The following is a 24,349-nucleotide window of genomic DNA, read 5'->3' as shown; positions in this document are numbered from 1 at the left end:
TCCCGCTCGGTCGGCGAACGGGCGGGATCGGACGGGGGTTCCGTGACAAAGTCTTGCTGATCAATCAGCCCGCCGGCTTGGGTGCCGTTGCCTCCGGTTCCAGACGTCCCAGATTTTCCGCCGCTGCCTTGCCCGTAGGCGAGTCCGGCGACAATCTGGCCGCACGCTGCCAGGCCGAGCGGGCGATGTCGGCATGGTCGGTCAGGACGGCGATATTGCCCTCCTCCAGCGCGACCGAGGCATCATCGGGCGACAATTGCACGGCGCGGGCGATATGCGCCTGGGCCAGTGACAGTTCGCCGGTGCGGCGCGCCAGCGTAGCCGACAGCAGCCAGGCGAGCGGATCCTTGGGCGCCTGGGTCAGCGCGGTATCGAGCGAACCGCGCGCGCCATCCGTATCGCCCAGCGCCACCAGCGCGCGGGCGCGATCGAGATGCAGTTCGCCCTTTTCCATGCCGTCGGGCAGGCCGCGCGCCAGTGCCGCGTCGAAATCCTCCCGCGCCTTCTTCGCGTCGCCGCTGGCAAGGGCGGCATTGCCGGCCTGGCCCCAGAGGCGTGCGCTCTGCACGATCTCGCCGCCGCGCTCGGCTTCCTCCGCCGCCTGTTCGAAGGCGACGATCGCCGGCCCCCAGCGCTCCGCCCGCGACAGGGCAAAGCCCATGCAGTGGCGGGCGTAGAAGCTGCCGCCGTCGATCCGCCAATTCTGGGCGAAGGTGATCGCCTTGTCCGGCGATTCCAGCGCCTGGTCGAGGCAGGCCTGGAACGGTCCGGCAAATTTCGCCGGGACCGGGATGCGGCCATCGGCATCGGGCGCCGAACGGGCGGCCGCGGCCTGCTGTACCGACGCTGCGGAGGCGGCCGCCGCTGCAGCATCCTCCTTCTTCTTGCGGCTATTGCGCATCACCGCCTCGATCTCGGGATCATAGGCCTGCATGAACATCAGGAGGGGGAGGATGACGGGCATCAGCGATTGTCCAGAAGAGCAGCGACGGTGCGGATCAGCAGGGCGATGTCGCCGTCGCGGGAAAGGCGATGGTCGCCATCCTTAATGAGCAGCGTCTGCACATCGGATGAACGCAGCCGATCAGCCGTGCGCAACGCGATCTCCCAGGGGACATCGCTATCGCACTGGCCCTGGAGCAGCCGGACCGGGCAGTCGATCGCGATTGCATCGTCCAGCAGCCTATGCGCCTGACCGGACTGCCAGAAGGCCAGCGTCGTTACATAGGGATGGTCGCCATAAGGCGTGGGTTCCTCGATCCGCCCCTCGGTCGCCAGCAACGCCTTGTCGGCATCGGTAAAACCCCACTGCGTGAAGTCGGGCGCGGCGGCGATGCCGACCAGTCCCATGACCCGTTCCGGGCGCGCCAGCGCGATCAGCAGCGCCAGCCAGCCGCCCATCGACGATCCGACCAGCAGCAGCGGTCCCTGCGTCAGCCCGTCGATCAGGGCCAGAGCATCGTCACGCCAGCTGGCGAGCGTGCCGTCCTCGAACCGGCCCTCGCTGGCGCCGCAACCGGCATAGTCGAGCCGCAGCATCGCCCTGCCCTGCTCGGCGGCCCAGGCGTCGAGCGCGATCGCCTTGCTCCCTTCCATGTCGGACATGTAGCCCGGCAGGAAGGTGATGGTCGGCCCCTGCCCCGGACGATGGCGATAGGCGAGGCGCAGCCCGTCGGCACGCGCAAGAAATTGGGGGGAAGATTCGGGCGCGTTCAAGTTTCAAAGGCTCCATCGCTGCGGACCGGGGCACGGCATGGCCCCGGATTGCCATGTTTTGACGGCAAAAATAGCCCTTTCCCGTGAAAGTTCAAAAAAAACGCATTGCCGCGTTGACAGGTCTGGAGGCCGCCGTTAGAGGCGCACTCCTACCCCGTGCCCAGATGGCGGAATTGGTAGACGCACCAGCTTCAGGTGCTGGCGATCGCAAGGTCGTGGAGGTTCGAGTCCTCTTCTGGGCACCATATACTCTTCCGGAGAAATCCGGAAAGATCGATAAAACCGCTGGAAACAGCGGTTTTTTTGTGTCTGGCGTCCATCGGTTTCCACCCTTGGATTTGGGAATTCGGGGCACCTGAGGGTATCTTTGTGGGTATCGGCCATCATGGCCACGGGAGATACCCTCATGGCACTTTCAGCCCTCGCGCTGTCCAAAGCGAAGCCTCGCGAAAAGCCGTACAAGCTGGCGGACGGGCATGGACTCTATCTGTTGGTGACACCTCAAGGTGGTCGCTACTGGCGCATGAACTATCGCTTTGATGGCAAGGCCAAGACCATGGCGATGGGCGTCTTCCCATTGATCACCTTGGCGGAGGCGCGGGAGAAGCGAGAGGACGCCCGCAAGCTGCTTGCGGCAGGATCCGATCCCTGTGCGAAGCGAAAGGAGATTGAAGCGCAGGAAGCTTTCGAGGCGACCACCGGCTTCCGGATCGTCGCCGAAGAGTGGCTCGCCAAGCGAGAGCGGGAAGGACTTGGCGACATTACAATCGGCAAGATCAAATGGCTTCTCGAATTTGCGTATCCAAGCCTGGGCGACCGCAAGATCGGAGAGATCACCAGCATGGAATTGCTGGCAGTGCTGCGACAGGTCGAAGGACGGGGCCGACATGAAACTGCCAGACGGTTACGGAGCGTATGCGGGAGGGTCTTTCGGTACGCGATCGCCACTGGGCGAGCCGAGCACGATCTTTCGGCCAACCTCCGCGATGCCCTGACAACCCCGAAGGTAAAACATCTGGCCGCAATCACCAGCAGCCAGCAGGTAGGACCACTATTGCGCGCAATCGATGGCTTCGACGGTCATACTGTGACAAAGGCAGCCTTGCGCCTCGCTCCACATGTCTTTGTACGTCCCGGCGAATTGCGCCATGCAGAATGGTCTGAGATCGACTTTGAAAAGGCCTTGTGGTCGATCCCGGCGGAAAAGATGAAGATGCGGCGTCCGCATCGCGTTCCGCTCTCGCGGCAATCCCTCGCAATCCTCTCTTCCATCAGGGAGGTCACCGGCGCTGGGAAGTTTGTGTTTCCCGGTTTCCAGTCCCTGAGGCGGCCCATGTCCGAAAATGCGCTGAACGGCGCCCTTCGCCGATTGGGCTATTCCGGCGATGAAATGACCAGCCATGGCTTTCGGGCTATGGCGAGCACCCTGCTTAATGAGATGGGAAAATGGCATCCAGATGCGATCGAAAGACAATTAGCACATGCGGAAGCTGACGCTGTGCGGCGAGCCTACGCTCGCGGAGAATACTGGGAGGAGCGCGTCGTGATGATGCAAGCATGGTCCGATTATCTGGACGAGCTAGCCGATAGGCCGGGCACTTTAACCTGATAGGCCAAAGGATACGACACGCCGAAACGGCAAGATGTGGCCGCTTGCTGACTGGCAGGTTTCAGGTGGAAAGTGTGCGATAGCTGCCGGTCCTCTTTCAGGGCTGGCGATAGGTCGCGGATGGAAAAAGCTGTCGGTCGGCCGTCGACTAATTTTTGCCATCCAATCGAAAGATGGCCGCTCCCAATTGCGGACGTTCACTCGTGTGCTACTCAATCAACATGCACGACAGGTATGAAGGCGATCCGAAAAGCCGGAGGCACTGCTCGGCTAAAGCATACATTCCAGTTGCACCCGACGCTCGCCATTGGCAGGTTTCCTGAATGCCTCGCCCGCTACCCATTACGACAGCAACAGGAATTGCATTGGCAATCTCATGGTTGTCAGCAGACGGATGGGATTATCTGCAAAGAGGCTACAGCGTTGGCGTAAGCCTAAACGGAAACGCAGCTTCCACATATCACATCGACTTCCCTGTCTGGCGACAATATTTGCATGTGCTGCTCTGGGCCTCAGCAGTTGGGGCGACATTTGCCTATGCCAATAGGCATCGCTTGGCCAAAATGGCGGCGCTCGCTTCTTTGATTGCAACCTTGCTAGTCGGGATGCTCGACGTGAAAGAATATGGAACGTTGGGGTCGCCCACATCGGTCTGGACCATTGGGTTGATGGTCGCTTTATGGGCGCTCGTAAAATTCAAGCCCCTCACACCAATGCGCTAAGTTGCCAGTCGGCTCCCCACCCGTGCGTGTCGTCCAGGCGTCGGATTTGGTGCAAACATAAATTGGACCGACCACACCGGCGCGAATCGTCGCTTCGTTCACTCCATCAAATCGCCGGGATTGGTGGTTTCCTGCCATTCCCCTCCCGTAAACGGGAGGGGTAGCGAGACTTGCGCGCGCAGCGCGTTAGTCGCAGCGGGGTGGGCTATCGCGACGTCCAGCCCACCCCCTACCCCCCTCCCGCCTGCGGGAGGGGGAACATGTCCGCTTTTGGTCGGCGGCCGACCGTCCTCTTTTTGCGTTGTCAGATGGACCGTTTATTCCCGGTCGAATGACCGCTTCCGGGAAATCGAAAGGAGCCCGCGAGCGGCGAGGATGGGGCGCATTACAGCCAACGAACTGCCGGCAATCAATATATCGGGAGCATCGGCCTAATTGTGCCATGCGCTCATAACCGGACCGAGCGATATGTCCCTAGGGTTGCCGCAAAATGGGCCGCCTGTGATGGCAGCATCGCCAGCAGTTTGAGGTTCACCATTCCCATTGTCGCAGGAATTCAGCGCCGATTGCGCTCCAACAGCCGCTCAAGGCTTTCGACCGGAATGAGCGTCGACGAGCCGATCTTGACGATATCGATCGCGCCTTCCTGGATCAGTTCGTAAAGCTTGGACCGCCCGATGCCGGTCATCTTGACGGCGGCCGAGATGCGAACGCTGAGCGGCTTGATCTCCTGCCCGGCTGGATCGGACCTGTTACCGGCATCGATCTCATCTGCTTTGGCTGGTTCGGGCGCCCTGTTTCGCGTCAGACGCTGCATGGTCTTGCTCCTTCCGCATGCTGTGGATGATTGATCGTCACTTGCCCGGATTCCCCGGCAGTGCGTCTTGTGGGCTAGGAGGGCTGGTCCGCGCCAACCGCCGCTCGACCAGTTCCATGAGCCGGCGGTAGCGGGTCAGCCCCAACTGCGCGGTGTCCGGATCGAACGGCGGCTGATGGGCGACAAGGGTCAACTGGTGCTGGACGAATACGCCAAGGACTTCGGTCAGCGCGTCGATCTTGCGCTCCAGCCGCTCGTCGGTCCGGCTGAGCCGATCAAGCCGTGGCCCAAACCGCTGGTCCAGCTCGTTGCCGGCCTTGCGCTCGAGCCAGGCATTGAGCGCATCGGTGAGGATCGCGGTCTTCGACGTGCCGGGAGTGGCCGTCAGCGCATCCAGCTTCTCGGACAGCGCGTCCGGCAGATAGAATTGATGGCGGGTCTTGTACGTCTTCATGGGGCTGATGTCCTTCGCCGTCCATGATCGCAGCGAGAGGCGCAAAGGCAAATGACGCTTACATGCGGATTCATACGTGCCAGGCACAGTTCCGCCAGTGCGCTACAAGCCAAAGCCCCGCGATCGGCCGCCGATGGTCCAGCTGATGCCATCCTCGCGCATGATGCCTGATACCTGTTTGCCGACCGCCCGCTCCAGCACGGGGCGCCAGGGCACAAGGCTGAACTCCCGGCTCTTCTCGATCAGCCCATAGCGCCGATCGCCAACCTCAACCGCCTTGCGATAGATGCCCTCCACCCGCTCGCCGTTGCGCAGCGGGCTATGCCGCAGCCCGGTCTCTTCCTCCGTTCGTGCGACAGCCCGATCAAAGTCCCGCTGCCGCAGCTGTATGAGCATGTTCGCCCGAAAGCGCAGGCTGCTATCCTGCTCCTGCGCCAACTGCTGATCGACCAGCCACTGCCGGCGCTGGACCATCGCTGTGCGGACATCCGCGCCAAAGCCGCCGCCCAAGGCTTCGGGATTTTCGCTTGCCAGCTCCCGATCCAGCCAGGTCTCGCCATCATGGGCGAGAAGCTGTTCGAGCGGCTTGATGGACAGCGTCTCGATCTCGACGGGAAGCCGTCCATTGCGATGACGCTCGTAGGTCTCGGCGGTCTGGAGATGATCGGCGCCGATCCGCCATGTGCCATCGCGCTCGCGCACCGGCTGACCGACGGCCCGACGCATCGCCTCAAGTCGGCGAACATGGGCCTGTGCCCGGTCCTCGGTGGCAAAGGGATCATGGCGCAGATGGATATCGACGCTGTAGCGGCCCTCATGGGCGGCGGCGATAGCGGCTATGGCATGATCCACCTGACGGATGGCGACCGGCCGCGCTGACAGGCGGACAATCGATCCGACTGGGTAGCGTCCGTCATCCTCGCCGATGTCGGCATAATGGCTTGCCCCATCTACGCCATCGATCACCATATAGCGCCGGTCGCGATGCTCGTCGGAAAGGCCGACGGCCACGACCCGCCCGACGATGGGTTCGGCTTCCCCGTCCTGCGGCGAGAAGAGCGCCTGATGCTGGGGCGGCCGGTAGATGCCGGCTTCGCGCATTTCTCGGTTCAAGGTGCGGATGATGTCGCCGCGCTCGCCCAGCCGCCGCAGCGTCGGTTCAAGCTCGGGATCGAGCGCCCAGCGGCCGTCGCGCGCCTGTGTGGCCAGACCCAGTCGCTCGAGCGTGCGCAGGCGGCCGATCCGCAGGCCATGTTCCTGGGCATCCAGGCCGGTGAGACTCAGCTGTCGATCGGTCCCGGCCTCGCGCAGCAAGCGCCGGTCGATGCCGGTGAAGCGCTCCTGGTCGATCTCGCGATTTTGCGCTGCCATGATCTCCCGGTCGGTACGGGGCCCAAGATCGAGGTTCACCAGCTCTGCGGCGCGGGCGCGCAAGCCTTGGGTCAGATATTCACGGGCGATGACGATATCCTGGCCGCGGGCGTCGGCGCCGCACAGCATGATATGGCTATGGGGATGGCCGGTGTTGAAATGGTCGACCGCAACCCAGTCGAGCTTCGTGCCCAGATCTTGTTCGACCTGGGTCATCAGGCGCCGGACCAGAGGTTTCAAATCCTCATATTCCGCGCCGTCCTCGGGCGCGACGATGAAACGGAACTGATGACGATCGCCGGCGCCGCGTTCGAGGAAGACCTTGCCATCCACCTGATCGGCTTCGGGACCATAGAGGGTGCCGCGCTCGCCATTGCGGGTCGTGCCGTCACGCTGGAGATAGCGAAGATGGGCAGCCGCAGCCATGCCCTTGCCCAGCTTCACGATCCGCGCCTTCACCACCACCCGGCGGGATCGCATGCCGGCATGGCGATCACCCGATCGTAGCACCCGGCCGACGCCCGCGCCGCGACCGATCGCCGCGCCTGTAAAGCGACGGCTGCGCGCGCTCGCCTGGCCACCCATGCGCCGGGCGAGCGCGAGGCTCTGACCGACGCTGCGATCACGTGCGCCGATCTTGCCCAGCCAGAGTTCGAAGTCGTCGCCATCGCTCATGAGCGTCATCCTTGCCATGGTCAGTCGGCCAAGGATGTTGCCGGCATAGACAGGGCTTCAAGGGCCTCCATCGCAATCCCAGTGATGGCGGGATTTTAGTAGATCGTGGAGGCATGGCCACGCCAATGCCTCCATCCAAAACCCTGTGCAGACGCCGATCCTGGTCTCCTCTGGAGGCAGGACTTTAATCTTGCCGTGACGCCTTCTCCTCACTGACTGCCCTTTCGGACATGCATGGATTTTCTCATCGCTGCGCGGCGCGTGACAGGGGGACGCATGAAATCCGCAAGAATCTTGCGGGCCCGACACATGGTTCCTGCATTGCAAATAGCCCCATTCGGGCTGCCCGAACGCCATCAGAACAGAGATTGGGGAGGCGCTTTAGGCGGATAAGGGGCGTGATCCGGACGCCATATATCGGCCCCAGAAGAAGGTTGGACGCGCAGAATCAGTGCCGCGCCAGCCGATGCCGCCATGGTTTGGCGGGCAGGGAATAAGGCCCGCCCCGGAGCAAAAAAATAAAAGGAAAAGGGAGAGAAAAATCCGGCGCGGCAGCGCCGGAAAAATCCGTCAGGCGGCCTTGGTCAGTTCCTCGACGCGGGTATCGCAGATGTCGCGAATGAGATCGCGCAGCAGGGTGACGCGCTCGGTCAGCCAGGCCAGTTCTTCGGGTGTGATGCGGTAATGGCGGGAATAGCGCGCATTCACATAGGCCTGCCGGATCAGCTCATAGCAGCGGCGTTCGAACTTGTTTTCGCCGGGCCAGACAGCGGCAAGGCGCGGCTCCAGTTGCTCGGTCTGGGTGCGCAGCCGGTTGAGGTTATGGGTCTTTGGCGAGTAGAGCGTGCGGACCAGAAACAGGCAGTGATAGAGACGTTCGGCAGCTTGATGCAGTAAAAACGCCGCTTCCTTGCCCCAGCCCCTATCAGCGTTTTCCAACGCATTCGTGAGAAAGCGCTCGGCGCTTTCAAACCACTCAGCGTAATAGTCCTGTGTCTCCTTCAGCGCCTGAGCTGGGTTCAGAGGCTGCGGTTCAGCCAGCGAATGCTCCGGCTCTTCGAACAGGAGAATGCCGTCGCGCACGATATCCATGAAGAAATATCGGCCAAGGCGCAGCTGCTCGTTCACATCATCGAGCGTGTGATAGATCGGGCTGACCGGGGTACGCAGGCGCTTTCCCTCGCCCAGTTCGGCAAGGAAGCGCTGCTCGGTCTTCATCCAGAATTCGCCGCCATCGGTCACGACCTTGTCGTTGACGATGACGAGAATGTCATAGTCGGAGAAGTAGCGGCCGACCGGGTCTTCCACCCAGTCGCCGCGCGCATAGGAGCCGAACAGGATGATCTTGAGGAGCTGCGCGCCCTTATATTTGTCGCTGCGCTTCTTGCGGATCGCGGCGGCAAAGGAAGCGCGTAGCGTCTCGACCACATAGGCAAGCTCGCGCTGCTTGGCGTCGGGCAGATGATCGAGACTGGTCTTCATGGCAGACAGATTCGCGATTTTGTGCCCTCCTGCCAAGCCCCAATATCCATCCAGCCGGGCTGCGCAGCAGTCCGGCCGCAAATCCCTCCTCGCCTCATGGCCAGCGCCAGAAAGACAAGAGCCGGCGCCAGCGCGCTTCCACCTGCGCCTTCCGCTCGGTGTCATGGCTAATCAGGGCGATGATGCCTGCGACCTTGCGCCGCGCGTCTTCCGCACTGACGCCCAGCCCTTCCCCGATCTCGGCAAAACTCAGCCCCTCGAACCGGCACTGGCAGAAGATATGATGGAGATCATCGGGCAGCGCATCAATCGCGCGGGCGACGCGGCGCAGCTCGATGGGCGCGATGTCGCCATTCCGGAACCGGACGGCAAGCTGCCGCCACGGGTCCATCCTGGGCCGATCATTCATGGTCGCCGCCCTGTTCGGGGAGGAAGTCGAGCAGATAATGGGCTGCCTTGCTGGCCTGACTGGCGGCGTGGAAGATGGCGCGATTATCTTCGCGCAGTACCTCGAGCCAGCCGCCGACATAGTCGGCATGGCGCACGGTCGGGACGATACCCAGCTCTGCGCACAGGAAGGCGCTGGCCATCTCGGCGCACAGTTCCTCACGGGCATAATCATCGCTGCCGAAGTTGGCGCCGGTCAGCCGGTCGAGCCGTGACGCATGGCCGGTCCAGTGGCCCAGCTCATGAAGGATGGTGCGATACCAGTTGATTGGTTCGTGAAAGGCGACCTGATCGGGTACCCGGATATAGTCGGGGCTTGGCGCATAGAAAGCGCTCTCGCCGCCTACCCTTATATCCGCCCCGCATGCCCGGATCAGCCGGTGCGCCTGCGGCACCAGTTCCTCGAATGGTCGGGGTTCAGCCGTGGTCATCAGCTCTTCGGGCAGCCCCTCGCACTGCTCGACATTGAACAGGGTGAAGCGCTTGAGGAAGGCCACCTGCCGGGCCTCGCGTTGCTCGTCGCGGGCCTTCTGCTGCTCGTCCTTCGGCGTGAAGCAGTCGGCATAGCAGACGGTCGTGCCTGCCTCGCCCTTGCGGACATTGCCGCCCAGGGCCTGCGCCTGGCGATAAGTGATCCAGCGCTGCGCGCCAAAGCCCCGCTCGAACAGGCGGTCCCACAGGATCAGGATATTGATGCCTGAATAGCAGCGGCCCGTTGCCGCATTGCGTGGCAGCCCCGTGGCCATGAGGCTCGTGTCCCAGGGCTGCACCCATGGCAGCCGCCCCTCTTCCAGCTGCGCGATGATATGCTGCGTCACATCGCCATAGAGCGATCCGTTACCCGTACCCATGTCCTTTCTCCTGCCTCTCCAGCACCGGCCGCCGGAATGGCGGGGGTGGGCGGCAAGGAGGCGCACGGCAGGCCCGTGCCCATGAGGCGGGCTGCACCCGCAGGGCCGAAACGAAGAGGAGGAGCCGGCGCAGCCGGCTTGCAGCCCGCCGGCACGGGCCTAGAGAAAGCCGACGCCCACCCCCGTCATTCTGGCGGCCCCAGACAAACCAGCGTCAGCGCGGCGAAGCCGCGCTGGCCGCAGCCAGCAGCCAAAAAGGCTGCAATGCGTCAGCGACCGTCACCCGGATGGGACGAGACGGGCGAAGCCGGCTCGGTGGCGCAAAGCGCCATAGGGCGTGGTCCGCCAGCAGCGGAGACGCCCTGCCCTTGCGATCACATAAGCTGTCCGGTTAGCCTTCACCAAAGCAAAGGAGACTCTGATGCGTCGCTATTATCTCCTGGCATTGATGATCCTCGCCGCCTGCGGCGCGAAAGAGCGCGATGCGCAATCCAATAGCGCGTCGCCTGCCAAGCCGCAGATGCCGACGGACACCGTCGCAAACAGCGAGCCCGCGCCAGCACCACCGCCGGCCGATTTCAAGATGCCCGACTTCGCGCCTCAATATCCCGGCTCAAACCTCGTCGCTGTGGGCAGCGCCCAATTGGGTGGGAATCAAAATCACGAAGTCCGCCTGACCACGACAGACGAGACAGCGAAGATCATGGACTTCTACCGCGAGAGGTTCGCGGCCGCCGGCCTGCGGAAGACGTCCGATTTCCTGTCGGGCGGCAGCGGCATGATGTCAGGCATCGGCAAAGACCGAAAGGCATCGATCGCCATTACGAAGGAACAGGATCACCAGATGGTGATCGTCACCTATTCCGGGCAATAGTACCTGCGTTTGGCGCTATGATCCCCCTCATCACCGCAGAGACTTCTTCGGAACAATGCGGTGACGGTCCTCAAGCGGAGCGGCCTCAACCGGCCCCCTATCGCAAGGCCGGCACCTTTCCCAAACAGATCAGGATCGCCACCCGCTGCATGGGCTGGCGCGAGTCCGCCACCAACGACTGGGTGCTCAATCCCATGTTCTGGACGGTCGAGGATGCTGATGCCCGGCAACGGGAATCCGCCTTGTAAAACCCTCGATCCGCACCATATCCATTCTGTCACTCCTTCCCCCTTGGAGTGATACCTCCCTGAACTATGGCCCCGCCGTTGAGATTTCTCCGGCGGGGTTACTTTTATCGATTCAGATCGCCGGGCCTCCCTGCTTCATGCATAGCTCAGCCTTGCCATGAGCATGCAGAGGCCCGATCGGTGCAGGCTTGAACGGGGGCAAAGCCAGGCAGCATGAGAGCGATATTCACCGAAGCGGCAACCTTGCTTGGCCGCAATGTGGAAAGCGTGACCCGCGTTGCGGGCGGCGACCTCACCTTCGTCGCGCGCCTCTCTCTTGGCGGCGGCGACACGGTCATCGCCAAACGGGGCGACAGGGTTGTCGAGGAAGCCCGCATGCTCACAGCGATCGCGGCGACCGGCACGGCCGTTCCGCAGATACTGGCTGTCTAGGATGATCTTCTGCTGCTCGAAGACCTGCCCTCGGAGGGCCGCCTTGTCCGCAACTGGGCACATCTTGCCGAACTGCTCGACCAGCTACATGCCCCGAACCAAAAGGCCTATGGTTGGGACCGCGACTATGGCTTTGGCAATGTGCCCATCCCCAATGGCCGCTCCGACAACTGGGTCACCTTCTGGGCGGAGCAGCGGGACACCTCGAAAAACCGGGTGATTTTGGTCTGATGGCGTAGGAAGGGGCACGCGGCGCTGATGAAAGGCGCCGTTTCGGCGGCATGATCGCGGTGTCAGCCGAGTTCTCGACGCCAACTCCATGTCATGCAGGCGCAGTTCTGCCCTCGAGCCATGCAAGGCGCTGGAAATTATAGACCAGATTGGCCATGCCGATCTTGATCCTGGCGCAAGCGATGCCGATGGTGCGGACGACGAGGCCCATACGGTGCTTTTGCCCGGCAAAGACATGCTCGACGGCAGCGCGAACCTTTGACCGCCTCGTATTGGCCCTGGCTATTTGTTCAGGCAGCGGCCGCCTGGGCAGGCGCTTCTGGTGAATGTTGCTGGTGAACATGCCCTTGGCGAGGAACGCCTCGTTCTTCTTCGATCGATAGGCAGTGTCGGCCCAAACGCCAGACGCGGTGTTCTCCTTGCTGATCACATCGGGCAGTCGCGCCCCATCATGGGCATTGGCGGCACTTGCATCCCAGGTGCGGATCAGTCCGTGAGCCCGATCAATACCGATATGGTTTTTATAGCCGAACATCGGAATGGCCAGATCAACCGGTTTTGTCGCCTTGGGATCGGCGCCTTCCCTGACCTTGGCTTTGGTATATTTGATCGACCAGCGCGCATCCCGGTCTTTCTGCCGGACCCTGGCAGGCGTCCAGTCCTTGGGGATGCGGCCTTCCTTGATCGCCGTCTTCTCCTCCTGGGTGTTCCGCTGCTTGGGCGCGGGCACGACGGTGGCATCAATGATCTGACCGCCCATGGCCAGATATCCCCGGTCCTTGAGCGCGGCATCGAAGCGCGCGAACAGCCGGTCGATCGCCTTGGCCTTTACAAGCCGTTCGCGGAACAGCCAAACCGTGGTGGCATCGGGCACGGTGCCTTCCAGCCCCACGCCCAGGAAACGCTGGAACGATAGCCGGTCCTTGATCTGGAACTCGGTCGCCTCGTCGGACAGCGAATACAACGCCTGTAGAACCAGGATTTTGAACATCAGCACCGGATCGAACGGCGGTCGTCCGCCCTTGTTACGAGGGCCGCGTCGCAGCGCGGCCACCAGCGGTCCCCGGAATAGCTCGAAGTCCACCACGGCAGACAACCGTTCCAGGGGATCGCCCGCCGCGCTCAGCGCCTCGTATCGGTCTGAAAGATCAAAGAAACCCGGCTGTACTGCCATCTCTGCCTCCGCTGTCGCGTACGCGCAGTGAATCACCTCAAGCCGTCAGACGCCACCGGTTTTACGAGGTGTCCAGCGCTTGCGCTGCCACATTCCCCATCTGAGTGCTCAACTGGCGCATCGCGTCGAGCGGCTCGCCGATCGCCTTGGTGAGCACATACCCAACAGCCCGCCTGCCGCCCTGCTCCATGGCGATCTGTGGGGTGGCAATATCCTTGTGGGCCAGGACCAGATCAGCGGGCTGATCGATTCTGCATGCTATCATGGCGACCGCGAGGTCGATCTTGCCATGCTGAGCCTGTTCGACCAGCCACCACAGATATTCTTCGACGCCTGCGGCCTGGCGCAGGGCTGGGGTTGGATGTACCTTTCGACCGTGCTCGACGACTATTCGCGCTACATCATCGCCTGGAAACTGTGCACCAACATGCGGGCCGAGGACGTCACCGACACGCTCGACCTGGCTCTCAAGGCCTCGGGTTGCGATAGTGCCACGGTGCTGCACAAGCCCCGGCTGCTATCGGACAACGGCCCCAGCTACATCGCGGACGAACTCGCCGGGTACATCGAGGCCCAGCAGATGAGCCACGTGCGCGGAGCCCCGCTGCATCCGCAGACCCAGGGCAAGATCGAGCGCTGGCACCAGACCTTGAAGAACCGCATCCTGCTGGAAAATTACTTTCTGCCCGGCGACCTCGAGGCCCAGATCGGGGCGTTCGTGGAGCACTACAATCACCAGCGCTACCACGAGAGCCTGAACAACGTGACGCCGGCAGACGCCTACTTCGGCAGGACTCCCGCCATCATCAGGCGCCGCGAAACCATCAAGCGAAGACCATCGAACATCGCCGCTTACTTCACCGCAAGCGTGCCGCCTAACATCAGCCCCCAGACGAGGCCCGCTCTCCGCTAATCCACGCCCCCGATCTGTGCCAGATGTTTCGATGACGGACATCCTACGCGATTATCTGGTTATCGCTCGGGCCGTTATGATGGGCGAGAAGATCTGGTTGATGATCGAAATCAGCTTGGAGGGCTGGTTTGCTGCAGCATTGGCGATATAGATCACGTCCTTGTCCTGCATCGCAACCCGTTGGGCAAGAAAATAGGATGCCGGCTCCAGCATGTTGAGCCGATAGATGATTGGTTTTTCCCCGGATGCGGGATCGATGGTGTCATCATATCGGAAAATAAAGACGGCTGACGGGTTCGCGGTGGCATCCGATGGCCCCTGAACACGGGCAAGCGCTTCAGCCAGCGAAACGCCTCCCGTGTCGAAAGATACTTGTGAGACACGTCCTGCCGCACCGAAAACGGTGAAGCTACGGGGCCGTTTGACAAGTTCGATATGGTCATCAGGCTCAAGCAAAAGATCGTCGATGGATGAAGAACGCACGGAATCCAGGCGCTGTTCAATCGTTCTTCCAGCGCGTTCAAACCGAATCAAAGTATCTTCGGACGAGGCTGTTGCGCCTCCAGCAAGAGCAATGGCATCCAGAACCCGAACCGAATTATAGGTCAGGTCATAACGCCCAGGTCTGTTGACATTCCCTGCAACAATAATCGTATTCGTGAGATTCTTTGCAAGTGTAACCATGGTCTGGGGATATTGCGACTGTGTCGATAGCTTCCGATTTATCATCGCTTCGACTTGCGCGGTTGTGCTGCCAGCGACTTTCAAAGTACCGATGAAGGGCAGAGAAATATTACCTGTCTGATCGACCGTGATTTCAGGGAATCTCTCGCCATGGGCCGACGGATCAAAGCTACCGGTGCCCGCCGCTGCGGTTCGGGAAAAGAGCGAAACGCCAACTTCGTAAATGTTGATGCTCAAAACGTCGCCTGGTCCCAATACGCCGAGATGTGGCGGGCCTGCCAGCGATCCGAGCGTTGCAACCGATGCGATACGGGCATTTTGCGCATTGTTGAGAATGTCGACCGCCGTGCTGTCGAGCGAAACGATATTGAAACGGAATTCTTTGGTTTTATCGTTCGCCCGGCTGACGATCTGCGCCGATGTCGGCCCGCTCGATGGTAAGGTCGTGCAACCAGGAAGGGCCGCTGCGGCCATCAGAGATATGATCAGAGGCTTGGAATTGGGGAAACCCGCGAAATTCAGCATGGTGGGCTTTCGACTGCAAGGATTGGCTTTAGTGGCACGTCTATTTCAGACCAAACCGAATGGCCCTCAAATGCGCTTTCTTAACGAAGTCATGTCATTTTGCCAGACGCAAAATCATCGGATACTGAACCGCACCGGGATTGCCCGAGGCCCTAACTCCTGAGAGTGAGGGTCTACGATGGGCAAGACAACGAACAAGTTTGCCCCTGAGGTTCGGCAGCGGGCGATCCGGATGGTACTGGATCACGAGGGCGATTATCCTTCTCGCTGGGCGGCGATCACGTCGGTGGCCGAGAAGATCGGGTGTTCCGGGCACACGCTGCTGGAATGGGTGAAGAAATCCGAGGTGGACAGCGGCAAGCGCGGTGGTGTGCCGACGGAGACCGCCGAGAAGCTCAAGGCATTGGAGCGTGAAGTCCGCGAACTGCGGCAAGCCAATGAGATCCTGCGCAAGGCGTCGGCATATTTTGCCCAGGCGGAGCTCGACCGCCCGTTCAAACGATGATCGCCTTTATCGACGAACATCGCGATGCCTATGGGGTCGAGCCGATCTGCCGGGTTCTGCCGATCGCCCCATCCACCTATCACGAGCGCCTTGCCAAGCGGCGAGACCCGGCTTTGCAATCTGCTCGTGCCCGGAAGGATGAAGAGCTGAAGCCCGAAGTTCTGCGGGTCTTTGCCGAGAACTTCGGCGTCTACGGTGTGCGCAAAGTGTGGCGGCAGATGAAGCGCGAGGGCTTCGATGTTGCACGCTGCACTGTACAGCGGTTGATGCGAGATCTTGGTCTGCAAGGGGTGATCCGCGGCAAGCCGGTTCGCACCACGATCGCGGACAAGGCGGCGCCATGCCCGCTCGATCAGGTCAACCGCCAGTTCCATGCTCCAGCGCCAAACATGCTATGGGTCTCCGACTTCACCTACGTCGCGACCTGGGCGGGGTTCGTCTACGTCGCCTTCGTGATCGACGTCTACGCTCGCTATATCGTGGGCTGGCGTGTCAGTCGGACAGCGCACGCCAGCTTCGTGCTGGATGCGCTTGAGCAGGCTATCCACGACCGACGGCCTGTTCATCGCGGCGGCCTGGTCCATCATAGCGACCGCGGTTCGCAATACGTGTCCATCAAGTACACCGAACGTCTCGCGGAAGCCGGCATCGAGCCATCCGTCGGCAGCGTCGGCGACAGCTACGACAACGCTTTAGCCGAGACGATCAACGGCCTTTACAAGGCCGAGGTGATCCACCGTCGAGGCCCTTGGCGCTCATTCGAAGCCGTCGAATACGCTACCTTGGAATGGGTCGATTGGTTCAACAACAGGCGCCTGCTGGAGCCGATCGGAAACATTCCGCCCGTCGAAGCCGAGCAACGCTACTACGCTATGCTGGACGACGTCCCACTGGCTGCCTAATTTAAGAAAACTGGCCTCCGGCAATCCCGGTGCGGTTCAGAGCGCCGGGACTGGTTTGCTCGTCTTGGAAGATTAAAGTCCTTGCCGAATAATCGTCAGTCGACCTCCTTGCCGGGGCTTTCGGCCCCTAAGCGCATTCCGCTTTGCCTTTTCGAAGGCAAGTGGATCAAGCCATCCGGCAATTCTATTCGCGTGTCATAATGGCCCAGATTTTGTGCGCAATCTTGCTTACAAGCGCAACGGCCGCGACCATACCAAGCTTCCGTCCCAGGACGGGGCCAAGCCATTTGCCAAGCAACACGCCGCGTCGAATGATCGAGCGGATCCTACGCATCGCGCCAACGATCAGCAGTTCGCGGATATCGAAGCGAACTATCAATCGCCTTCTCTGATCGCAAAAGGCAGACACATTTTGCCTTTTGAGACATGCGGCGTTCATGCCGGGATTATACCATAGGACGAGCAGCGCCAACCAGATTTAGAAGGTATCGTACATGCTACGAATAGTCAGCGTCGCGGGCATCGTAGCGGCCGCCCTAATATCAGGATCCGCCTCGAGCCCCCCTCACGCGCCCTCCATTTCCTCTGATTTCAACAGCGCCTGGGCGAATCGCCTGACCTGGGGGATGACATCGAACGCAAATCTCATGAGCGAAGGACCAGGCAACGCCTTGCAACTGGAGCGTACGCTTAAGGCTCATCCTGGCGAACTCCCCCCTGAAGCGAGAGCGCAGATTGCAGCCATGCGGATCTCAAAAACTCAAATGCCTCAGTTAGTTGAGGAGATGGAGAACGAACTTCAATCCATTCGTCGGATGCCTGACAATAACGAAAAGCTAAATGCTAGAAAGGCACATGATAAATCGATGAATGATTTGGCTGAAGAAGCACGGTACCGCTTCGTGCTTCGTGCCATTTACTCTCCCGATCAATTACGTGAGCAAATGACATGGTTCTGGATAAATCATTTCAATGTCTATTCCGGAAAAGATTACAATCGCGCAATGATTGGTAATTACGAGGATACGATTCGAGATCGCGCCTTCGGAAAATTCAGAGACTTACTGGATGCAACACTCCACCATCCAGCCATGCTGCGCTATTTGGACAACGACCAGAATGCGGTCGGGCATATTAACGAAAATTACGCGCGTGAAATCATGGAACTCCATACGATGGGCGCAGACGCCGGTTATTCGCAAAAAGATGTGCAGGAGCTTGCTCGCATTCTGACCGGCGTAGGCGTCAGGGTTGGCCCCGGAACACCGCAACTAAAGCCACAATGGCGCGATCTGTACATCCGGGCAGGCTTGTTCGAATTCAATCCGGCGCGACATGACTTCGGCGACAAACATTTCCTCGGTCATGTCATCAAAGGTTCGGGCTTTGGCGAGGTAGAGCAGGCACTGGATATTTTGGCGAAATCTCCGGCCACTGCGAAGAAGGTATCCACTCAGCTGGCAACCTATTTCATGGGCGACATGCCGCGCCAGTCGGTCATCAAAAAAATGGCCCAAACATTCCAGCGGACCGAAGGCGATATTGCTGAAGTCATACTTACGATGGCTCGCACTCAGGAATTTTCTGCCTCCCTTGGCAAGAGTTTCAAAAACCCGGTTCAGTACGTAATTTCAGCACTGCGCCTTGCTTATGGCGACCGGGTAATTCGCAATCCGCAGCCAGTGGTGGGTTGGATAAGGCAATTGGGCGCCAGCTTGTATGACCGCCAGACACCCGAAGGCTACAGCATGAATTCCGGCGCCTGGTCGGCCCCGGGACAGATGGCAACGCGATTTGACGTTGCAAAAAGGATTGGTGATGGTTCAGCGAATTTGTTCGGACCTGCAACAAAGTCCGATCCACCCGCATTCCCCAATCTGCGCAACCTATTCTACCATGACACGCTTGAGGCGACACTCGGTCAGGAAACGAAGGCAGCGTTGGCCAAAGCCACCAGCGCGCAGGAATGGAACATGCTGCTGCTGTCCTCACCAGAGTTCATGTATCGATAGGAGATAAGATGACAGATTTCCGTCTCCACCGCCGCGATGTGCTGACCGGTGTGGCCGCCATGGCGCCGCTGTTGCCCTTTGGACGTGCGTATGCAGCGCACCAGGCGGGAAGCCGACTGCTCATCATATTTTTGCGTGGCGCCTATGATGCGCTGAACATCGTAGCGCCGACCGGGAACGATTTTTATCATCAATCCCGGCCTAATATTGGGCTGGGCAAGGCGGACGCTAAAAACCCGGCGGCGCCGCTTTCTCTTGATGGAGATTGGAGCCTCCATCCCGCGCTAAGGGATAGCATGTTGCCCTTGTGGCAGAAGAAGCAACTAGCCTTCATTCCTTTCGCGGGAACCAACGATCTCAGCCGCAGTCATTTTCAAACGCAGGACACCATCGAGTTGGGGCAACCAATCGGTACCCATCGCAATTATAGTTCCGGCTTTATGGGCCGCCTGGCTGAAATATTAGGTCAGAAAGACAAACCGATTGCCTTCACCGATCAGCTTCCACTCTGCTTCCGCGGCAGCAGCGCGCCAATCCCCAATCTGGCAATCGCACGGCTCGGCAAACCGATGGCTAGCCGACAATCAGAGCTGATCCAGAGCATGTATCAGGGGCATAATCGCCTCGGCCAGTCTGTCAAAGAAGGTTTCCAGATTCGCGATACGGCCTTCCGCACGGTCGATGAAGAAATGAAAGCGGCCGGTCGTGGCGCCACGACCACCAAGGGCTTCGAACTGTCGGCACGGCGGATCGGGGCGATGATGCGCGATCAGTTCAATCTTGCATTCGTCGATATGGGCGGCTGGGACACCCATGTTAATCAGGGTGCCCGCGACGGTGCTCTTGCCAACCGGATCGGCGACCTTGGCCGGGGCATCGCCGGATTTGTGGACGCGATAGGTCCAGAGGCGTGGCGATCAACGACAGTCGTCGTGATGTCCGAATTTGGCCGCACCTTTCACGAAAATGGCGCAAAGGGCACAGACCATGGGCATGGCAGTATTTATTGGGTACTTGGTGGCGGCGTTTCGGGTGGCAGACTAGCTGGCGAACAGATCCAACTGACGCCGGACACATTGAACGAAGGCCGTGATCTGCCCGTGCTCACCGACTATCGCGGCCTAGTCGGCGGCCTTGTTGCGCGTCAGTTCGGGCTGAAGCGGGACCAGCTCGTAAAACTGTTTCCTGACAGTGCCTCGACTGACCTTCGACTTTTATAGTTCATGATGAATAAGGGCAGCGCTTCTGAATGAAACAATGCCCTCTCCTGCAGATCGCCCGCGCGCGCTCCGCGAACCTGACAACTCAAAGCCCAGCTGGACATTCAACTCCAGAAGCACGCTTGGCAGAGGCTCGATCTCCAGTTCAAAAAAGGCATCCGTCGCCTTCGTCAAATCGCCAAAGCCGCCCGCATTTGCCGTCACGATGCGCGGGAAGAACGCCATCGCGCGTTGTGTTCTTGATATTCATGAACTCAGCCTCAAGTTTGTGTGCGTTGCTGCTGCTGATAGCGGCAGCACCGGCAAGCGCATGTTGGTGATCGACAATTGAAAGGGACATCCCTATGCCCCTTATTTTGTTAGAGAAGAGGTTAGCATAATGGACAGTATCGCCTCTGGAGCCGACCTAGTTGCAGCACTTCAGGGGCTTAAAGCGAACCCGTTCCCAATCCTCGCCGAAGGGGTCGCTCGACGGAATGCTCAGGATTTATCCACGGCTGAAATTCTTTTGGTTGCAGCGACTGTCTTGGACTCAAAAAACTGGCAAACATTTTACGAACTTGGGCTACTATATGAACGTGATCGACGCGACCAAGCAATCGCGCAATTCCGTAAATCCTTGGCATTAGGGCCAACAAAGCTGAAAACGGTTGAAAGGCTAGTTGCGAATCTCGCTGTAGACGGCCAATCTGAGCAGATTAACGCTATATTTCAGCTTTCTAGAGCAGAAAATTTAGACGGTTGCAAATCACTCGCAGCTATAAACGCGTTCGCACACTACGTTCGTGACTTTCCGCTTCAAGATGCGGAGTTCATTTTAGAACAGACGCGGGGCTTCATGAAAGTCCGAGAGGTGAAGGAAGCAATTTTGGGTGCACTCGCGGGTGGAACCCCGTTCGCGATGGTGCGGCTTGGCGATGGTGAGGGAGCATGGCTACACCAGGAGTCAGATGAGGAAGCCAAGTACGGCGCGCTGTATCAGCAGAATCGTAACACTTTTTGGGACATCTGGTTCGGCACACAATCAAAACCGGCCGCCGATGAATTCTACCGAACGATGACCCAAATCAGAAACGATTTAAACGGAGCAGACATCATCGGTGTGCCTGATGGTAACTGGATTAGGCATGAATTCAATTCTGCCAGTCTGCGGGGCTATAGCGGCACCCTCAATGCACTGCGGCTCGCGCAGAAATTAGCTTCACCAAACGTGCGCTATTGCATTCAAACCATGCATTTCGAACTGGAGAGAAACGGAGGGCTTTCAGAAGCGATCAAAGCAGCAAAGCGGGTTGGAGTATTCACTTGCCACCCGCAGATGGGCGATTTCTTGGCGAATAGCTTCGGAATACCGGCGCCAGAAGTAATCACGGTCCCAGGCGAGCCTTCTCGCCGGCACCTTCATGGAGATCTCGTTACTCGGGGCGCGCACTTTCCAGATCGTTTCACCGAGATAATGCGGGAAATCCCAAATCGGGATTATTCTGGATACCTGTTCCTGGTCGCTGGCGGAATTCTGGGCAAGGCATATGCCTTAGCCCTCAAGAAAGCGGGGGCTGTCGCTGTAGATATTGGGTCCGTCGCAGATAAGCTGCTTGGCAAGAAAACGCGGCCACAATTCTGAGGAAGCGAATGGCCACCTTGGCCAATTCTGCACCACGGACAGGCGGCGACCGTTTGGATAGCCGTCTGTCCAAATGAAGGGGCATGGCGCAAAAGCTGCGCCTGCCCCGACAAGGCCGCATGGCAGATTCAATCTTTACCGCGGTCGATCTGTCGCCCCAGCAAGCGCCTGAGATAATCGAAACGCTGGACTTCGAAACGCTCTATGCGTCCGCCGTCGCGCAAATGAAGGCACTGGTGCCGGATTTCGACGCCCGCAACGGCGACCGACGCCGTCACGATCGCTCGCGTTGGATCTCCGGGAAATACAGCGGCAGGTAATGGGTCAGGATCCGATGCCAGGTCTGGGTCTTCGCCTTCGATATGGCTTCATGCGTCTTCGACATCTCCTGCAGATCGTTGATACCGGCTGCCAGCGGATCGACATAGCGCTGGGTCGCGCCGATCCTCAGCATGTGCAGGATCACCTGCGCGTCCTTGGAATCATTCTTGTCCCAGCCATTGTGCAGTGCTTCACGCGTCCGGGCCAAGGCGACCGACGAGATCAGGCGCAACTCAAACCCGGCGGACAGCAATCGATGCGCCAGCGTGCGGTGATAGTTGCCAGTCGCTTCGAATCCGACAATCACGGGCTTGCCAATGATGGTCAGATCGTCGGCCAGGCGATCATAGTCCGCCTTCGTCGCCATCACTGTCATCCGGCGCCGGCGGCCGCCCTCCGGTCGTTCAAGCAAAACTTCCTGGCGGTGCTTGGACATATCGATGGCTACCAGCACGGCGTCGGCGGGAGTAGAACTGCGCTTGGTCATGATCGGTCAGTCTCCAAAGGGTTAAGTCGACAACTTCACTTTAGAGACCTGCTGGCCGGTCATGGCCGCCTTGATGAAGTCTGCGGGCGCTACGCGCCCTTGCCTCCATCAAGGCGATCCGGCCTTCAACAGGCCGCTTCCCAATGTGTTACGGCACCGAGTTGACCAGCCTGGCGATCCTGCGCTGGGCACAGGACCGGCAGATCGAGTGGCATTACATCGCACCGGGCAAGCCTCAGCAGAACGGCTATGTCGAGAGCTTCAATGGCCGCCTGCGCGACGAGTGCCTCAATGAGACGCTGTTTGCATCACTCAGCCATGCTCGCTCGGTGCTGAGGAACTGGCGCGACGACTATAACCATGTGCGCCCCCATAGCGGTATAGGCGGGCTGACGCCCGCCGATGCTGCCAGGCGGCTTGTGCAACCCCGCCCAGATGGGCACCAGGATAACCCCGGACTCTACTTATGAGTGGAGGAACTTTGGGGAGCACGTCACGTTCAGAAATCCGAGGGCTATTCAAGGCTTATCTTAAATCTCGAAATTGGAGGCGGCTGTGAACTTCGCAGGCCTCTCTGATATCGTCGAAAAAAATGAGAGAGCCACCATAGAGAACAGCGCCTCTATCGCAAAAGGCTTGAAGCATAGCAGGGCTATGTGAAGTCATAACCAGTGTGGCTTTTTCACGTCTGGCTCGCATTTCAGCATCGGCGCGCGCTTGAAAGCGCTCGTCCCCAGCACCAGCGACTTCGTCGATCAAATAGCATTCAAATTCAATAGCAAGACTTGCACCAAACGCTAATCGCGCAGACATCCCTGCAGAATATGTTTTGACAGGCTGCCGCATGAACGGCCCCAGTTGCGCGAAATCTTCAACAAAATCTATGAGTTCGTTGACAGGCTTATTATACGCTCTTGCGATGAAACGCAGATTGTCTGCTCCGGTTAGGCTCGCCTGGAATACGCTGGCATAACCAATAGGCCAAGATGTCGATATAGCTTTGGTAACCCTACCGGAAGAGGGCTTCTCAATTCCGGCAATCAACCTCATCAACGTCGATTTTCCAGCGCCATTAGCGCCACAAATCCCGATCGATTCACCCTTTTTGATGGTCATATTCAAATCCGAAAAGACTGTTTTTTCGAATTTACGTCCATGATAGGTTTTGCTTACGTTTTCGAAACGGATCACTGACTTTTCCTCATTCACGCGCTGGGCGTGATGCTTCAAGCAGCCCCTTAACCCAACTTTATCGTTGTCACCATATCTGGCTGAATGATAATGATCCGGATCAGGGCGCCGTTTCTAACTTCAGTTCCGTCGTGAAGCCTCCCAATTTGTCGAGGCGGTGCATAACCTCTGAATAGCCCCTAGATTTCTGGACGCCTTACATCGTCGACGATGTTGAGCACCCGGAACCGACGCCCCGTCGCCAGCTGATCATGGACGAAGTCCAAGCCCCACCGTTGATTGGGTAGCGCCAGCACGGGAGCCGGTGCCCGTGCGCCAATGGCACGCCGCCGGTTTCTCCTGCGTCGGACCGCCAGCTTCTCCTCACTATAGAGCCGCTGCGTCTTCTTGCGGTTGATCACCACGCCCTCACGTCGCAGCAGAATATGTAGCCGTCGATAGCCAAACCGGCGGCGCCGCTGCGCAAGCTCACGCAGCTTCGCTCGAAGGTCGGCATCATCTTCCCGCTGTGACCGGTAGCGCATACTCTTCCGGTCAGCGCCAATAACACGGCACGCCCGCCGCTCGCTCATCCCCACAACCGCCTGGAGACGAGCGACCGCCTCTCGCTTGGCAGCGGGCGTTACCAATTTTTTGCGAGAAGATCCTTCAGGCCGGCATTGTCAAGCATCGCCTCGGCCAGCAGTCGCTTCAGCTTGGCGTTCTCCTCCTCCAGCGACCGTAACCGCTTGGCCTCAGAGACCTCCAGACCGCCATACTTGGCCTTCCAGTTGTAGATCGTCGCTTCCGATACCCCGTGGCGACGAGCCAGGTCGGCAGTCTTAGCGCCAGCCTCCTGCTCCTTCAGCACGCCGATGATCTG

The 24,349-nt window shown here is 59.6% G+C and carries 22 protein-coding genes, 1 tRNA gene, 5 pseudogenes and 1 other annotated feature; of the genes and pseudogenes, 15 read left to right on the top strand and 13 right to left on the bottom strand.

Annotated features, from left to right (window positions below; all coding sequences use genetic code 11):
- Nucleotides 1-64: 64 nt before the first annotated feature.
- Together DIZ22_RS17595 and DIZ22_RS17590 are read right to left on the bottom strand one after the other, a co-directional pair.
- Nucleotides 65-964, bottom strand: a complete 900-nt coding sequence (locus DIZ22_RS17595; protein ID WP_048939113.1) for a tetratricopeptide repeat protein — start codon at nt 962-964, stop codon at nt 65-67.
- Nucleotides 964-1,716 (bottom strand): alpha/beta hydrolase, encoded by a 753-nt coding sequence (locus DIZ22_RS17590; RefSeq protein ID WP_048939114.1) that lies wholly within the window; start codon nt 1,714-1,716, stop codon nt 964-966. Before DIZ22_RS17590 ends, DIZ22_RS17595 begins: the two co-directional genes overlap by 1 nt.
- 158 nt (nt 1,717-1,874) lie before the next feature.
- On the opposite strand from DIZ22_RS17590, the gene DIZ22_RS17585 reads away from it, so the two are divergent.
- The 3 genes from DIZ22_RS17585 to DIZ22_RS21955 all read left to right on the top strand — a co-directional run bounded on the left by DIZ22_RS17585 (nt 1,875) and on the right by DIZ22_RS21955 (nt 4,047).
- A tRNA-Leu gene (locus DIZ22_RS17585) sits at nt 1,875-1,961 on the top strand.
- 161 nt (nt 1,962-2,122) lie between these two features.
- Entirely contained in the window at nt 2,123-3,325 is a 1,203-nt protein-coding gene (locus DIZ22_RS17580; protein WP_122928852.1) for an integrase arm-type DNA-binding domain-containing protein, read from the top strand.
- A gap of 365 nt (nt 3,326-3,690) precedes the next feature.
- A complete protein-coding gene (locus tag DIZ22_RS21955; protein ID WP_164488917.1) occupies nt 3,691-4,047 on the top strand; it encodes a hypothetical protein in 357 nt (118 codons plus the stop codon).
- Between the two features lie 556 nt (nt 4,048-4,603).
- Here DIZ22_RS21955 and DIZ22_RS22415 read toward each other — a convergent pair.
- The 6 genes from DIZ22_RS22415 to DIZ22_RS17550 all read right to left on the bottom strand — a co-directional run bounded on the left by DIZ22_RS22415 (nt 4,604) and on the right by DIZ22_RS17550 (nt 10,144).
- On the bottom strand, nt 4,604-4,864 hold the full coding sequence (locus DIZ22_RS22415) for a helix-turn-helix domain-containing protein (RefSeq protein WP_122928479.1): 261 nt from the start codon (nt 4,862-4,864) through the stop codon (nt 4,604-4,606).
- 37 nt (nt 4,865-4,901) lie between these two features.
- Nucleotides 4,902-5,318, bottom strand: a complete 417-nt coding sequence (locus DIZ22_RS17570) for a CopG family transcriptional regulator (RefSeq protein ID WP_122928478.1) — start codon at nt 5,316-5,318, stop codon at nt 4,902-4,904.
- A gap of 102 nt (nt 5,319-5,420) precedes the next feature.
- Nucleotides 5,421-7,364, bottom strand: coding sequence for a relaxase/mobilization nuclease RlxS (rlxS, locus tag DIZ22_RS17565; RefSeq protein WP_122928477.1), 1,944 nt, complete (start codon nt 7,362-7,364; stop codon nt 5,421-5,423).
- Nucleotides 7,365-7,934: 570 nt separating this feature from the next.
- Nucleotides 7,935-8,882: a HEPN domain-containing protein gene (locus tag DIZ22_RS17560; protein ID WP_240626766.1), complete on the bottom strand. Its 948-nt coding sequence runs from the start codon at nt 8,880-8,882 to the stop codon at nt 7,935-7,937.
- 58 nt (nt 8,883-8,940) lie between these two features.
- Complete coding sequence (locus DIZ22_RS21950; protein ID WP_164488916.1) at nt 8,941-9,255, bottom strand: sigma factor-like helix-turn-helix DNA-binding protein; 315 nt, start codon at nt 9,253-9,255, stop codon at nt 8,941-8,943.
- Nucleotides 9,248-10,144 carry a zincin-like metallopeptidase domain-containing protein gene (locus DIZ22_RS17550; RefSeq protein WP_122928474.1) on the bottom strand — a complete coding sequence of 299 codons (897 nt, stop codon included), beginning with the start codon at nt 10,142-10,144 and terminating at the stop codon, nt 9,248-9,250. The genes DIZ22_RS21950 and DIZ22_RS17550 overlap by 8 nt, the downstream gene beginning before the upstream one ends.
- A 421-nt stretch (nt 10,145-10,565) precedes the next feature.
- Here DIZ22_RS17550 and DIZ22_RS17545 point away from each other — a divergent pair, with 421 nt between their 5' ends.
- From DIZ22_RS17545 to DIZ22_RS17535, 3 genes are all read left to right on the top strand, one after another.
- Entirely contained in the window at nt 10,566-11,018 is a 453-nt protein-coding gene (locus DIZ22_RS17545; RefSeq protein WP_122928473.1) for a hypothetical protein, read from the top strand.
- A 17-nt stretch (nt 11,019-11,035) separates the two neighbouring features.
- Nucleotides 11,036-11,266 (top strand): hypothetical protein, encoded by a 231-nt coding sequence (locus DIZ22_RS17540; RefSeq protein WP_346427710.1) that lies wholly within the window; start codon nt 11,036-11,038, stop codon nt 11,264-11,266.
- A gap of 213 nt (nt 11,267-11,479) precedes the next feature.
- Complete coding sequence (locus DIZ22_RS17535; RefSeq protein WP_122928472.1) at nt 11,480-11,698, top strand: hypothetical protein; 219 nt, start codon at nt 11,480-11,482, stop codon at nt 11,696-11,698.
- A 322-nt stretch (nt 11,699-12,020) separates the two neighbouring features.
- Here the strand turns inward: DIZ22_RS17535 and DIZ22_RS17525 are convergent, their stop codons facing one another.
- Nucleotides 12,021-13,103, bottom strand: coding sequence for an IS5 family transposase (locus DIZ22_RS17525; protein WP_122928458.1), 1,083 nt, complete (start codon nt 13,101-13,103; stop codon nt 12,021-12,023).
- A gap of 31 nt (nt 13,104-13,134) precedes the next feature.
- On the opposite strand from DIZ22_RS17525, the pseudogene DIZ22_RS22080 reads away from it, so the two are divergent.
- Together DIZ22_RS22080 and DIZ22_RS17520 are read left to right on the top strand one after the other, a co-directional pair.
- Nucleotides 13,135-13,425 (top strand): annotated as a pseudogene (locus DIZ22_RS22080) (fructosamine kinase family protein); the annotation flags it as partial.
- A 27-nt stretch (nt 13,426-13,452) separates the two neighbouring features.
- A pseudogene (locus DIZ22_RS17520) lies at nt 13,453-13,982 on the top strand (DDE-type integrase/transposase/recombinase); the annotation flags it as partial.
- 85 nt (nt 13,983-14,067) lie between these two features.
- Here the strand turns inward: DIZ22_RS17520 and DIZ22_RS17515 are convergent.
- A complete protein-coding gene (locus tag DIZ22_RS17515; protein ID WP_240626764.1) occupies nt 14,068-15,225 on the bottom strand; it encodes a polysaccharide biosynthesis/export family protein in 1,158 nt (385 codons plus the stop codon).
- Nucleotides 15,226-15,403: 178 nt separating this feature from the next.
- On the opposite strand from DIZ22_RS17515, the gene DIZ22_RS17510 reads away from it, so the two are divergent.
- The 6 genes from DIZ22_RS17510 to DIZ22_RS21935 all read left to right on the top strand — a co-directional run bounded on the left by DIZ22_RS17510 (nt 15,404) and on the right by DIZ22_RS21935 (nt 21,808).
- Nucleotides 15,404-16,632, top strand: a protein-coding gene (locus DIZ22_RS17510) for an IS3 family transposase (RefSeq protein WP_122928470.1) whose coding sequence is annotated in 2 segments (ribosomal slippage) — nt 15,404-15,692 and nt 15,692-16,632 — 1,230 coding nt in all. Because the reading frame shifts where the segments join, the coding sequence is not laid out codon by codon here.
- Nucleotides 15,685-15,801: a sequence feature (AL1L pseudoknot), on the top strand. (Overlaps the previous gene by 117 nt.)
- A gap of 494 nt (nt 16,633-17,126) precedes the next feature.
- Nucleotides 17,127-18,644 carry a DUF1800 domain-containing protein gene (locus DIZ22_RS17500; protein WP_122928468.1) on the top strand — a complete coding sequence of 506 codons (1,518 nt, stop codon included), beginning with the start codon at nt 17,127-17,129 and terminating at the stop codon, nt 18,642-18,644.
- 8 nt (nt 18,645-18,652) lie between these two features.
- Complete coding sequence (locus DIZ22_RS17495; RefSeq protein ID WP_122928467.1) at nt 18,653-19,864, top strand: DUF1501 domain-containing protein; 1,212 nt, start codon at nt 18,653-18,655, stop codon at nt 19,862-19,864.
- A gap of 37 nt (nt 19,865-19,901) precedes the next feature.
- Complete coding sequence (locus tag DIZ22_RS21945; protein WP_164488915.1) at nt 19,902-20,195, top strand: hypothetical protein; 294 nt, start codon at nt 19,902-19,904, stop codon at nt 20,193-20,195.
- Between the two features lie 48 nt (nt 20,196-20,243).
- On the top strand, nt 20,244-21,488 hold the full coding sequence (locus DIZ22_RS21940; protein ID WP_164488914.1) for a hypothetical protein: 1,245 nt from the start codon (nt 20,244-20,246) through the stop codon (nt 21,486-21,488).
- Between the two features lie 83 nt (nt 21,489-21,571).
- Nucleotides 21,572-21,808, top strand: coding sequence for a hypothetical protein (locus DIZ22_RS21935; protein ID WP_164488913.1), 237 nt, complete (start codon nt 21,572-21,574; stop codon nt 21,806-21,808).
- Here the strand turns inward: DIZ22_RS21935 and DIZ22_RS17480 are convergent.
- A pseudogene (locus tag DIZ22_RS17480) lies at nt 21,781-22,296 on the bottom strand (transposase); the annotation flags it as partial. The gene DIZ22_RS21935 and the pseudogene DIZ22_RS17480 sit on opposite strands and share 28 nt — an antisense overlap.
- Nucleotides 22,297-22,448: 152 nt before the next feature.
- On the opposite strand from DIZ22_RS17480, the pseudogene DIZ22_RS17475 reads away from it, so the two are divergent.
- Nucleotides 22,449-22,766, top strand: a pseudogene (locus DIZ22_RS17475) (transposase); the annotation flags it as partial.
- A gap of 55 nt (nt 22,767-22,821) precedes the next feature.
- On the opposite strand, the gene DIZ22_RS17470 reads toward DIZ22_RS17475, so the two are convergent.
- Complete coding sequence (locus DIZ22_RS17470; RefSeq protein WP_122928850.1) at nt 22,822-23,487, bottom strand: ABC transporter ATP-binding protein; 666 nt, start codon at nt 23,485-23,487, stop codon at nt 22,822-22,824.
- Nucleotides 23,488-23,684: 197 nt separating this feature from the next.
- Nucleotides 23,685-24,346 (bottom strand): annotated as a pseudogene (locus tag DIZ22_RS17465) (transposase); the annotation flags it as partial.
- Between the last annotated feature and the right edge of the window lie 3 nt (nt 24,347-24,349).

It is taken from the genome of Sphingobium sp. LF-16 (assembly GCF_003711185.1).
GTDB lineage: Bacteria > Pseudomonadota > Alphaproteobacteria > Sphingomonadales > Sphingomonadaceae > Sphingobium > Sphingobium yanoikuyae_A.
Note: the sequence above shows the minus strand (reverse complement) of the source record. Positions and strands in the feature narration are given on the sequence as shown.

What these genes read in the sequence shown, in the direction of transcription:
- DIZ22_RS17580 (WP_122928852.1), top strand. Translation starts at nt 2,123, where the DNA reads ATGGCACTTTCAGCCCTCGCGCTGTCCAAAGCGAAGCCTCGCGAAAAG.
- DIZ22_RS17495 (WP_122928467.1), top strand. Translation starts at nt 18,653, where the DNA reads ATGACAGATTTCCGTCTCCACCGCCGCGATGTGCTGACCGGTGTGGCC.
- DIZ22_RS22415 (WP_122928479.1), bottom strand. Translation starts at nt 4,864, where the DNA reads ATGCAGCGTCTGACGCGAAACAGGGCGCCCGAACCAGCCAAAGCAGAT.
- DIZ22_RS21940 (WP_164488914.1), top strand. Translation starts at nt 20,244, where the DNA reads ATGGACAGTATCGCCTCTGGAGCCGACCTAGTTGCAGCACTTCAGGGG.
- DIZ22_RS21935 (WP_164488913.1), top strand. Translation starts at nt 21,572, where the DNA reads ATGGCGCAAAAGCTGCGCCTGCCCCGACAAGGCCGCATGGCAGATTCA.
- DIZ22_RS17550 (WP_122928474.1), bottom strand. Translation starts at nt 10,144, where the DNA reads ATGGGTACGGGTAACGGATCGCTCTATGGCGATGTGACGCAGCATATC.
- rlxS (WP_122928477.1), bottom strand. Translation starts at nt 7,364, where the DNA reads ATGAGCGATGGCGACGACTTCGAACTCTGGCTGGGCAAGATCGGCGCA.
- DIZ22_RS17500 (WP_122928468.1), top strand. Translation starts at nt 17,127, where the DNA reads ATGCTACGAATAGTCAGCGTCGCGGGCATCGTAGCGGCCGCCCTAATA.
- DIZ22_RS21950 (WP_164488916.1), bottom strand. Translation starts at nt 9,255, where the DNA reads ATGAATGATCGGCCCAGGATGGACCCGTGGCGGCAGCTTGCCGTCCGG.
- DIZ22_RS17515 (WP_240626764.1), bottom strand. Translation starts at nt 15,225, where the DNA reads ATGCTGAATTTCGCGGGTTTCCCCAATTCCAAGCCTCTGATCATATCT.
- DIZ22_RS17540 (WP_346427710.1), top strand. Translation starts at nt 11,036, where the DNA reads ATGATCCCCCTCATCACCGCAGAGACTTCTTCGGAACAATGCGGTGAC.
- DIZ22_RS21945 (WP_164488915.1), top strand. Translation starts at nt 19,902, where the DNA reads ATGCCCTCTCCTGCAGATCGCCCGCGCGCGCTCCGCGAACCTGACAAC.
- DIZ22_RS17570 (WP_122928478.1), bottom strand. Translation starts at nt 5,318, where the DNA reads ATGAAGACGTACAAGACCCGCCATCAATTCTATCTGCCGGACGCGCTG.
- DIZ22_RS17545 (WP_122928473.1), top strand. Translation starts at nt 10,566, where the DNA reads ATGCGTCGCTATTATCTCCTGGCATTGATGATCCTCGCCGCCTGCGGC.
- DIZ22_RS17535 (WP_122928472.1), top strand. Translation starts at nt 11,480, where the DNA reads ATGAGAGCGATATTCACCGAAGCGGCAACCTTGCTTGGCCGCAATGTG.
- DIZ22_RS17525 (WP_122928458.1), bottom strand. Translation starts at nt 13,103, where the DNA reads ATGGCAGTACAGCCGGGTTTCTTTGATCTTTCAGACCGATACGAGGCG.
- DIZ22_RS17595 (WP_048939113.1), bottom strand. Translation starts at nt 964, where the DNA reads ATGCCCGTCATCCTCCCCCTCCTGATGTTCATGCAGGCCTATGATCCC.